15 protein-coding genes are annotated in these 10,321 nt (G+C 40.5%); 2 read left to right on the top strand and 13 right to left on the bottom strand.

The window, feature by feature from the left end; genetic code table 11:
• The first annotated feature begins 146 nt into the window (after positions 1-146).
• Entirely contained in the window at positions 147-449 is a 303-nt protein-coding gene (locus K5Q92_RS15580) for a hypothetical protein (RefSeq protein ID WP_014386665.1), read from the top strand.
• 283 nt (positions 450-732) lie between these two features.
• Here K5Q92_RS15580 and K5Q92_RS15575 read toward each other — a convergent pair whose 3' ends face one another.
• From K5Q92_RS15575 to K5Q92_RS15550, 6 genes are all read right to left on the bottom strand, one after another.
• The gene (locus K5Q92_RS15575; protein WP_165862957.1) at positions 733-1,446 is read right to left on the bottom strand and encodes a tetratricopeptide repeat protein; all 714 of its coding nucleotides are present in this window, start codon (positions 1,444-1,446) and stop codon (positions 733-735) included.
• A 285-nt stretch (positions 1,447-1,731) separates the two neighbouring features.
• Positions 1,732-2,499, bottom strand: coding sequence for an NYN domain-containing protein (locus tag K5Q92_RS15570; RefSeq protein ID WP_228125694.1), 768 nt, complete (start codon positions 2,497-2,499; stop codon positions 1,732-1,734).
• A gap of 17 nt (positions 2,500-2,516) precedes the next feature.
• Positions 2,517-3,236, bottom strand: coding sequence for a hypothetical protein (locus K5Q92_RS15565; RefSeq protein WP_032073007.1), 720 nt, complete (start codon positions 3,234-3,236; stop codon positions 2,517-2,519).
• Between the two features lie 129 nt (positions 3,237-3,365).
• Complete coding sequence (locus tag K5Q92_RS15560) at positions 3,366-4,343, bottom strand: nuclease-related domain-containing protein (RefSeq protein WP_032073006.1); 978 nt, start codon at positions 4,341-4,343, stop codon at positions 3,366-3,368.
• Positions 4,344-4,399: 56 nt separating this feature from the next.
• Entirely contained in the window at positions 4,400-4,660 is a 261-nt protein-coding gene (locus K5Q92_RS15555; RefSeq protein ID WP_014386658.1) for a hypothetical protein, read from the bottom strand.
• Between the two features lie 19 nt (positions 4,661-4,679).
• The gene (locus K5Q92_RS15550; protein ID WP_014386657.1) at positions 4,680-4,922 is read right to left on the bottom strand and encodes a hypothetical protein; all 243 of its coding nucleotides are present in this window, start codon (positions 4,920-4,922) and stop codon (positions 4,680-4,682) included.
• A gap of 231 nt (positions 4,923-5,153) precedes the next feature.
• Between K5Q92_RS15550 and K5Q92_RS15545 the strand changes: the two genes are divergently transcribed.
• Complete coding sequence (locus K5Q92_RS15545) at positions 5,154-6,248, top strand: hypothetical protein (RefSeq protein WP_014386656.1); 1,095 nt, start codon at positions 5,154-5,156, stop codon at positions 6,246-6,248.
• A 515-nt stretch (positions 6,249-6,763) separates the two neighbouring features.
• On the opposite strand, the gene K5Q92_RS15540 is transcribed toward K5Q92_RS15545, so the two are convergent.
• The 7 genes from K5Q92_RS15540 to K5Q92_RS15510 all read right to left on the bottom strand — a co-directional run bounded on the left by K5Q92_RS15540 (position 6,764) and on the right by K5Q92_RS15510 (position 9,922).
• A complete protein-coding gene (locus K5Q92_RS15540) occupies positions 6,764-7,210 on the bottom strand; it encodes a hypothetical protein (protein WP_014386654.1) in 447 nt (148 codons plus the stop codon).
• Between the two features lie 83 nt (positions 7,211-7,293).
• Complete coding sequence (locus K5Q92_RS15535; protein WP_014386653.1) at positions 7,294-7,722, bottom strand: hypothetical protein; 429 nt, start codon at positions 7,720-7,722, stop codon at positions 7,294-7,296.
• A complete protein-coding gene (locus K5Q92_RS15530; RefSeq protein ID WP_032073005.1) occupies positions 7,689-7,868 on the bottom strand; it encodes a hypothetical protein in 180 nt (59 codons plus the stop codon). The genes K5Q92_RS15535 and K5Q92_RS15530 overlap by 34 nt, the downstream gene beginning before the upstream one ends.
• A 58-nt stretch (positions 7,869-7,926) precedes the next feature.
• A complete protein-coding gene (locus K5Q92_RS15525; protein WP_101905910.1) occupies positions 7,927-8,451 on the bottom strand; it encodes a hypothetical protein in 525 nt (174 codons plus the stop codon).
• 76 nt (positions 8,452-8,527) lie between these two features.
• On the bottom strand, positions 8,528-8,782 hold the full coding sequence (locus K5Q92_RS15520; protein ID WP_041154783.1) for a hypothetical protein: 255 nt from the start codon (positions 8,780-8,782) through the stop codon (positions 8,528-8,530).
• 91 nt (positions 8,783-8,873) lie between these two features.
• A complete protein-coding gene (locus tag K5Q92_RS15515) occupies positions 8,874-9,668 on the bottom strand; it encodes an RHS repeat-associated core domain-containing protein (RefSeq protein WP_032073003.1) in 795 nt (264 codons plus the stop codon).
• Positions 9,668-9,922 carry a hypothetical protein gene (locus K5Q92_RS15510; RefSeq protein ID WP_101905909.1) on the bottom strand — a complete coding sequence of 85 codons (255 nt, stop codon included), beginning with the start codon at positions 9,920-9,922 and terminating at the stop codon, positions 9,668-9,670. The genes K5Q92_RS15515 and K5Q92_RS15510 overlap by 1 nt, the downstream gene beginning before the upstream one ends.
• Positions 9,923-10,321 lie beyond the last annotated feature (399 nt).

Raw genomic sequence — 10,321 nt, 5'->3', positions numbered from 1 at the left:
CGGTCAACTGCTGATAATTCATGGTAGTACTGCTTGTTTCTTTGGCGAGAAGAGCGTACCACTTTCAGCAGTTGGCTTCTTCTTCTACACCTTTCCATGAATGTCGCACTTATTATCTGAAATCGGGTTTATAGAATGGGGATGATATGTTATTTAAAGCATTTAAGAATGCCAGACAACAAGTAATGTTAGACAAGTTAGAAGCAAGATGTGTCGAACTTGGTGTTATCAGATTTTCTTTGATTTTGGGTTGCCCTTGGTTTGAGGAGTCTTATCTTCCAAGTCGTTTCAATTTAATTAGAGACGATTTAGGATATGTAGTAGGAATCAATCCTAAGCCTATTAATGATAGAGATTATACTGATATTACTCATAGTGTTGTTACCTTTAACAATGAGCATGAAATATCACATCAAACGCACAAAGGTTGGGTGATTAGTAAGATATAATTACAACGTTCTTATTTATAAAAGTATATCAACAGGATAGAACTAAGTAGTTTATGAAACTACTTAGAGATAATTAAGATCCTGTAAATGATTCTACTTATTGTTTTCAGGGTGGGTTTTAATGGCTTTTATCATTACATACAAAGCAGCGCCGATAGCATATATAGGCCAAAATATACTAACTCCGAGAGCCTTTAAGACTCCATAACGTAATTGCGATAAAAGTATAATAACTGCCACGACCATATAAATATATATCACTATAAGCTTCCAGTGTAATTAATTAAAAAAGACCAAATAATTTCTTTTTCTTGGACTTTATATGCTTAACAAGCTTACTCGCTTCACTATCTCCTTTCTTCATTGCTTTTTCTGCATAATAAAGCGCTAGGTCATGGTTTTTTTCTGTACCAAAACCATTAAAATACATTAGTGCAGTTGTGTACAATGCATCAGGATAATTATTATCTGCTGCTAATTTTGAATAATGCAATGCCATTGCTTCATTTTTAGGAGTTCCCTTACCATCAAGTAAAAGTGCAGAATACCTAAATTGTGACTTCGCATCCCCTGACTTAGCAGCTCCTTCTAAGAAATGAGCTGATTTATTGAAGTCTTGTTTCACATTGAAAGGTGAAGTTACAAATCCTCCATATAAATGCCCTAGAAACGACTGTGCTAGTATATTTCCAGAATTTGCACTTTTTGTTAACCATTTTAAGGCATTGGTGGCATCCCCTCTATTTCCGTATTCGTATCCAGTCTCATACATACCAGCATCAATCCCATTTTTTGCAGATTGTTCATGCCAATAAAAAGCAGCATCTAAATCTTGTTTAGTACCAACACCCTTATAGAACATCTGGCCTAAATTGTATTGAGACTTACTGTGTCCTTGAGTAGCTGCCTGTTCGAAAAAAATAAAAGCATCATTAAATGCAGGAGGCTGCTTTTGGAAAGCCTCTACACCTTGTAAGTATATTTTTTCTAAATCCATGAAATACATCCATAAAACAATAATATTAGACGTGTCAACTAGCTTAGCCAGTATTTCCTTCATTTTGTCACTTGTCATCTTATGAGGTAAGAATATCACCTCTAACTAGGTGGCCAAATTCACCGTACCACTACAATACTGACACCAAATCAATAGACACTTTGTAGCATAAGAAAAAATAGGTCAAATAACCCAATATCGAAATGAGACACAGAGCAGATCTAGCTTAGAATGGGGCATTTTTGAGTTACCCGATTGCAGTATGTCGTCAGCGAAGGCAGCACATCATTTTTGTTTGCTTGCCTTTGTTATCAGCTGAAACTCCATACCAGTGCGTTTAGTGTTACGGGTTCTATAGCGCGTTGGATATTTATCAAAAAAGTCAGATAACTTCTTCAACCCGTAGTTTCGAGGGTCAAAATCTGGCTTCAGTCTCTTTAAGTACTTGCCTATTTCACCTAGTTTTGCCCAGCCCGATTCATCTCGATAGTTCTGCCAAGCTTGATGCATTAATCGCCATAATTCGCGTTCTGAGTCTTGATTAGAGCTTGGTTGTGCCTCCCCAAGATCAACATCAGCGTTTAAGTTCTCTATCGCTACAAAGTCATCACAAGCGTTTTTAAACGAAGTCGGAGTCATCGCTTTTCCTACACCGATGACGTGTATCTCCGACTCTCTTAATCTCGTAGCAAGACTTGTAAAGTCACTATCACTGGATATCAAAGCAAAAGCATCAAACCTTTGGCTGTACAAGAGATCCATTGCATCAATAATCATTAAAGAGTCTGTCGAGTTTTTTCCAGATGTATAGGCAAATTGCTGCTTAGCTTGAATCGCTAACTCATTCAAAGGCTGCTTCCAGTTTTTTAGTTGTTCAGCAGAAAAATCGCCATATGCACGTTTAACGATGATCTGCCCAAAACTAGAAAGCTCTTCAATAATCAGGTTTAGCTTTGAGTGTGGAGTGTTTTCTGAATCAATTAATACAGCGATTTTTCTGTTACCCATAATCCGTGCGTGACCATCCTTTATGTAGTTAGTTGCACTATCCAATTTTATTCCTTCCAAGGTTATTGTTCGCGCTCAAAAACAGTTACTAAGGTGCGACGCCCATTATCGTTAACAATAAGGTATGTGAATTTGGAAGTTGGATGCCCCCAAGCTTCTACATTGTCGGCAGTACCGTATTTTTTCGCTTTATGGGCCAAAACATTTGCAGGCAAATTTCGAATTCTCAACTCAGGATGTTTAAGTCGATTGACTAAACTCGCCCAGGGCTTTTTGGGATCTCCAGTGCTCAATCGCTCTTTATACTGTTCAACAGCGTGAGCGGTAACATAAACGGTCCCCATTGCTGGTGTTTCAACGGCATCATGCGTATTTGCATATTCCTGGCGATTTGCATCTAAGAGCACTGTTACACATGATTTTGGGTCGGCCATGAACTCACGACTTTGTGATACCTCTATTTGCACTCCAGCCATTCGGTTTTGAAGAAATGCTGCAAACTTTTGTGCATGTTTTTTCGTAGATTTACCACGGGCAAGCTTTTTGATTGCTCCCTTTGACACAACGAGTTTGTAGCCAGAACCAGAACCCGGCTCTCGACCCATTACTTTTTCTTCAAAGAGTAGGTATTGAATGGCTGATAATTCTGAAATCAAATCAGAATCTTCATGGGAAAAGTCGATTTTTACATCAAGAATTCCACTGCGTTTAGTGCCCACACGCCAGAATACTCGGCTCGTTTGGTCATCTAGTTTTTCAGAAAGAGTGGTTAGAATCATCATAGTCTTATCTCCGGTATTTAAGATCCCTTCCGGCATCGCCGTAAGGACCTCATTTAGTTAATATTCATACTTACTTTATCATGCTTTTTGAAAACGCAACCCCTCCCCTCCACTTTCACATGTGAAAGTCTAAGAAACGGTATTTTGCTCAGACTCCACGCGCTCTTTTTGCACAAACACCAAATACGATTCTGAACATTCACATTTTAACCAGTACTCTAACTTTTTCTTTGTTACCTTAGCTCTCTTGCTTCCACAATGAGCACAAGGAGTTCGCATTGAAGTGTTAGTGTCACAACAAAGACACTTTACGAAGTAACCAAACTTCCCATGACATGCTGTAAGCTGCTCAGCCTCACCACACTTTTTACAGCGGATTTTTTTTGAATCAACCTCATTACGAACAAGCATTTCGTTTTCCTGTTCTTTATGTAATGAGCCAGAGTTATCGACTGACCTGTTAGAACAAAGTTCATCCAATAAATATTCAGTTATGCTATGCAACTCTTCTTTAGTAAAAAAAGGTTCTGTTGCTAAAAACGCTTTAAGCTTTCCTTTTTCACCTATTCTCCTAACGGCATCAGCTACAGCTTCGCTTTTAATGATTCTTTCGTTAATGTCAGCAGGTATATTATCTCTGTGCAAAATACACGAGTTAGAAACAACGCATAACGAGTCCCACCGTCGGCCACCAACATTTTGCTGGACACCTAACATTTTCCCCAGGAACTTAGGAGCGTTATCAACAAGAGCTTTCTTCAATAATTGCTGTTGCAACTCAGCTTGTTTGATCGGAGAAGGAATACCTGACCAATAACCTTTATAACTTCTGGACCACTCACCACTCTCGTTAACTTTGACTTCCCCATAGATACTTTTTGATTCAAGTATTAGGAAACCGTATTTATGCAATACTAAGTGATCTATCTGTGCTTTTTCACCATTATACGTGAAGGTAAAATCGTTAAATACGTGAATTTCTTCGCTATCTTTAAACGCTCGACGTAAATAAAAAGCCACATCTCGCTCTTGTTTTTCACCTGCAATGATACGACTATCCTCTGAGTTACTTTCTGCTTTAATAGCCTTTGTTGTAATAATTGGCATATCAACACCTTTTAAATGCGAGTTCTTTATGCAGACTTTCACATGTGAAAGTCCAGCTAGTACGCCCAACTGTCAAAATCTGTATGGGTGAGAATTTCACCGTCTTTGGCCGGACGAACATAAACACTTCCATAACCCCCTTCTGTTCCAATCGCGTAACACGCAATAGAAAATGCAATTTGAGGGTTAGGTACAGTGGCAACTATTTCTTCATTGATTGTTACGACAGAACAATGACCCGTGTACGAATCTGGCAACTCAGAAATTGCGGTTGCTGCATCGAGCGTTTCACTTCCATCCGATATCAGAATGCTCATATTTAGCTACCAAACTGTACTAAAATCCAAAGAAACTACCACCAGCAAGTCCTGACGAATCGCCAACAACAGCAGCATAAATGGCAGCAGCTATTGCCGCAACGATGACAAACTTAACGATGGCAAAGCCAAAAGAGAACAGCCTCCATATTAAAAAGAACCCAATCACAGCAGCAATCCAGCGCCAATCAAAGGGTATATCACCTAAAGAACTATCAAGGGCTCTCTGAACTTCATATAGCCAGCCGTTTATCATATCCATAAGATCAATCTCCAGAGCATCATGCTCTTAGTGTACCGACATGACATTTTTTTAAGAGATGAGAACTTGCCCTTTTTTGGGCAAATTGAGGGACATGACAAAGAGCTACTTAGTAAAAGAGTGATCTGCTTTAGGATGGCAATCCTATTTGTGGTTGGTTGTGTTAAATAATCTACCACAATTCTATTTTGTGGTATCATTGATAACACAATTTACCAAAGGAGCACGACAATGGATATCTGGCATTATCCTCGTACACAGCTTGCTACGTTTATCCTTAACGGGATGGACAAAGGTCTTCTTCAACGAGTTTCAATCTTCGCTCCACGCAAGCGAGGAAAAACTCAATTCATTCAAAAAGATATCATTCCTATGGCTCGTGAACTTGGTGTCTTACCTATCTATGTAGATTTTTGGATGCAAAAAGACGACCCAGAAGGCATCTTCATTAAATCCGTCATTGATGCTTGTGAAAGGAATGAAGGATTTCTACATAAGCTTGGCAAAGCTCTCAACTTCAAAAAGTTAGGTTTTAGTGCAGCTGGTGGCAAAGTTGAAGTAGAGCGTTCTCAGGGAGAACTGAGAGCTGACTTGTTCGCTGTATTTCAACGCTTAAACGAGCTGGATATGCCTGTTTTACTGTTGCTTGACGAAGTTCAACATTTGGCTACTCGCAAAGAATTTGACTCGTTTACGGCAGCTCTACGCAGTTTTGTAGTGAACAGAGAGGATAACAACGTCAAATGCATCTTCACAGGTTCAAGTAGAGAGGGGTTAAGTCGCTTATTCAAAGACAACAAGGCTCCATTCTACAACTCCAGCCAAACCCAGATATTTGAAGAGCTGGATATGGATTTCGTTGAATTCGAGTTGGCCGCATTCAAAAATGTCACTGGTGGTGTCGAACTCGACAAACACAAAGCCCTAGAAATCTTAATCAAACAAAATCGCGCTCCCGCTCGGTTTGTTGAAATGTTAAAGAATATGGCCCTGAACATGGTTCATGACCTAGATATTGGTGTCCATCGTTATGACGTTGATCGTATCGAGTCAGAGGACCACTTTTCAAAAACATACGAACAACTGAAACCTATCGAAGTGGCGATCCTAAAGCTTGTTGCTGCCAATGAGTCAAAAGGTCTTTATACCAAAACAGGACTAGACAAAGTGAAAGCTTTCACTGGCGACCCAGAAACAGACGTTACAAAATGGTCGGTGAAAAATGCAGTCACACGATTGAAGTCGCTTGAGCTAATTTACAGCCCAGAGCGTGGGAAGTTGGAAATTGAGAACCACGACTTTCGTGATTATATTCTTGAAAAATAAGTGCCTTTCGGCATGTTAAGACTATCAGCCCATGCTTCATGCGTGGGTTTTGTTTATGAGTTGTACTTCTATATTCTCAAACCCCATGTCTCTAACCTGATTTACCAGGATATCAAGCCTCCACACTCTCAAGTCACTGGTTCTTCCATGTCTAATTGCATACGCGATTCCTTTACCACTATCAATCCCAACCAAATGAAACTTATTAGGATGCAGTTTAGATTCCTGCGCAATTAGTTTGGTCATTGTTCGAGTCTCCGCGAGACGGCGGAACTCACCTTCTTTTACTTGATGGAAAACGACTCCAGACATACATATCACCATTATATTGACTACATATGCTCATTATGTCGATTTAAAGGGGGAAATCAAAGAGGTTTTATTGCTGGGGCACGATAAGTAATAAGCTGAGGTTCGAAGCAGAAACGCCATCAGCCAGGTCAGTGATGTAATTTTGCACAAACTTTAACTAATTGTCCAAAGTCTCAAACACATCCCCCAGCAATATAGCACAATTAGTTCAACTGACTTTCAGTAACAACTTGATCCCAAGTGTGCAGTACCTTCGACAAATGCTGATGCTTCTTGTTGAACTCAACATCACTCAATACCGCTTTATACGGGGCACTTAGGTCGGAACAATTAATATTAGCCCCTACCAGTTGAAGCGTGTCAGTGAGGGAACCACCACTAGCATCAAGCCCTAAGCGGTCAACGGTTTCACTACTAACAAGCGCTTGTACAACATTGGCAAAGTCGCGTGAGCTTAATTGTTCAATACTAAGCTTTGTCTTACAGCTACTTTCCACTGCGGCCTTGTATTGAATGGTGTATTTCGCGTTAACTGGGGCCATAGAGTGCATCGCCATTAGATACGCATCAACTTCTGTTTTAGGGAAAACATCCGCTTGAGCTGAAAATGCAGTTAACGTCGCTAGCAGTAGTCCAATTTTCTTCATCATTCTTGTTCCTGTTACATTGTTCAAAGTGGCATTATTTACTCGACTGATTTTCAAGCTAAATATTACATTCAGTCAAGCACTTATCACTTTTCGAACATGGGTAGTAATTCCTGAACACTTTTTTCACAAGCGGCTTGTCTACGGCCACTTTCGTAAAAGTAAGCCCATAGACTTTGTGGCATCCCCTCAAGAAACTCGATAGGAAAAGGATTAGGTGTTTTAGCCCAACAGTTTTGCTTCTGGTCAGAATAACCTTGTCGTTGCGCATCTTGCTGAAATAACGTGTATAACGCTTTTAGTTCATCATCATTATAGAAACAATGATAATTACCACCAACTAGTTGGTTGGTCCCTAGTTCTATCCATAGAGGATACCGAGAAGAACTACCGAAACAAATTAACTGATAGTGTGGCTTCGATTGTCTTACCTCATCTTCACAAAGCTCTACTTTGCTGGAGGTAAATGTATCTTTCCCTATTAAAAATGGATTGTATTGATACTGACTAGCCATTTTATCTCCTTGATATTCATATTTGCGCTGGTTTTCCCAGTTCCGGCATCCACCTCGGCAAGTAACTCGCCATCGAGGCCATAAACATAGAGCACACCCACGCCACCAGCTGGCTTAATCCGCTGGTGGTAGTGAAAAAGGTTCATAGAGGTCAGTCAATCCCAGTGAGTTCAATCACTTCAACGCATGTTTAGATGAGCAACTTCAACCTCTATGCAAATCCTCTTCTAACTTTTGCTCCTCATCATCTGTGACTACACCTTTAAAGACATAAGTTGTTTCACGGGGCAATTCTTTTTCTTTGAATAAGAGAGCTTTTATATCGCCTACCTTTGCTACTTTACTTTGGAATTTACTAGGCATCTTCTCAAACTGAATCTCACCTATACCTCCCCTACCAAGGAAAATATTAAATATCGCATATTCCTTGCCATTTCTTTTAAGAGCAAATTTATATCCAGTTACAGGTTCGTCAGGGCATATTTTTATTTCTTTAAGCCATTTTTTTCTAACTGTATCCAGCCCATCAAATATCTGTAGCAACTTCCCACTCTTGGAACGCTCCATCATATCCAGACGTTTAAATTGCTGAATTAGTTTACCTTTATCCTCTTCCGTAATGTGTAGGTAGAAGGCAGTTAATGCCTCTACCTCATAACACCTCAACCACTCACAATCTGAGTAAACGGCTTTTTTTAACGACCTTATGACGTTTGATATTACTGACATCCACAACCTCTCCCTTATTGCCCACGCCACCAGCAGGCTTAACCCGCTGGCGGCGTGTTACAAGCATGAATGTTTGCTATGTGTCACCGTGAACACCGGGATGTCTAATGAATGCAATTAGCGACTGTACCGCTCCTACTGTCCCAGCAAACACCCCCATACCTAAAAATAACCAAAAAACCATCTCGTGCTGAATTTGTCTTTCAAATAAACCAAACCAATTTGTGATGTAATATCCTACTCCCCCAAATGCAGCACCAATAATGGCCCCACCAACTAAAAAGGGGAGAAATACTGTTATCATGAATGCACTAAATCCTTTCATCTTCATCTTCAATTCTCACTTATGGGATATTAGCAATGATGTTGCTTCCGATATTACCAGTGGTGACAAAAAATACCGTTAGCGTTGGAGGTGCATCTTAACGGTGAAACGCATTCGACGAACTCTTTAACCGTTTTTCTAATGACGCTTTATCCCACCATCGGTTAGCCTGCATCTTTGGAATTATTTTTCCTAGCCCAGCAAATGAGTTACCAACCCCTGCTCCTAATCCACCTAATATCATACTGCGCCCTGAGTTAAGCCAAATATCATCACAGCTGCCTGTAACTTTGTTCTTAGCAGCTGTCACACCACCTCCAATTACCCCACTACCCAATGAATTGGCAACGATATTTTTCCCCCAAGACAACCCCTTAGTTAAATTACCAAGACCACCTCCCGCAGCCCCTGTAACGACAGCAGCCCCAAAAGATGCAAAGTCAAACGTCTGTCCTGAATGGTATTGAGCAATCGCATTAAGCGAACCGCCAACGAAAGCCCCAAAAGCAACCCATCCAAACTCGCCTGTAGGATCAATAAACTTCAACGGATTTCCATGCACATACCCATAGGTATCCACTCCATCGAACAGGCCAAGGCGGTCTGATTGTAAGTAACGGCCAAGTGCTGGGTCATAGTAGCGATGCCAGTTGTAGTGAAGCCCAGTCTCTGCGTCAAAATACTGCCCAGGGAAACGTAAGTTGAACTTGATTTGTTCTGTCGTGACAGTCGCTTTGCCGAACGGAGAGTAACTGGCTTTCCATACCGTGGCTCCGGTCTCATCGGTCAATGCTTGCGGCGTACCTAAATGATCGTTATGGACGTGGTAAACGGTGCCATCCACCAGGTAACTATTTAACTTTGGAATTCGTGAAAGATTAGCTGAGACCATCACTTTTCTTGGCTATTTCCTTTCGTCTCTCTCATGTGTCGTTCAATTCCTTTTTTTTGCTTTAAGCAACGAATCGTGCTGCAAACTCCTAAAGCTAGGCATACCCCTCCCCAAACAGCAATCATCATAAAAAGAACAAATATTGATTCAGGATACCCGATCAATCTATACGCACCGTAGGATATGAGTCCCGTCATAACTCCCACTAAAGGGATCAGAATCAGATATATAGAAATCTCTGTTTTGTATGCCATATTTACTCTCCGTTACCTATTGGCATATTCACACCTCCAACCAAACCCCACGCAAACTCACCTGTAGGATCGATCCTTATTAGTGGATTTCCATGCACATACCCATAGGTATCCACTCCATCGAACAAGCCAAGGCGATCAGCCACAGCCAGCACCAGCGTAATCTGCCTTATGTTCCAGCGAAGAACCTCATCACTTCCGGAAGGTAATGTAAGAGGTGGCCACCTTTATCGAAGAACAGAAACCAAATAGAAGCTCCAATACAGAAAATACCTAAAAGAACTAGCTCTATAGATGTGTTTGCATACACTGACACATTGCTATCTTTTTTGAATTTCACAATCTTGTATTTAAATAGTGCAACAAGACCTACATAAAGGCATCTTATCCCTAATGGAA

Source organism: Shewanella sp. MBTL60-007 (assembly GCF_019654915.1).
GTDB lineage: Bacteria > Pseudomonadota > Gammaproteobacteria > Enterobacterales > Shewanellaceae > Shewanella.
This window is presented reverse-complemented; position numbering and strand designations above follow the sequence as displayed.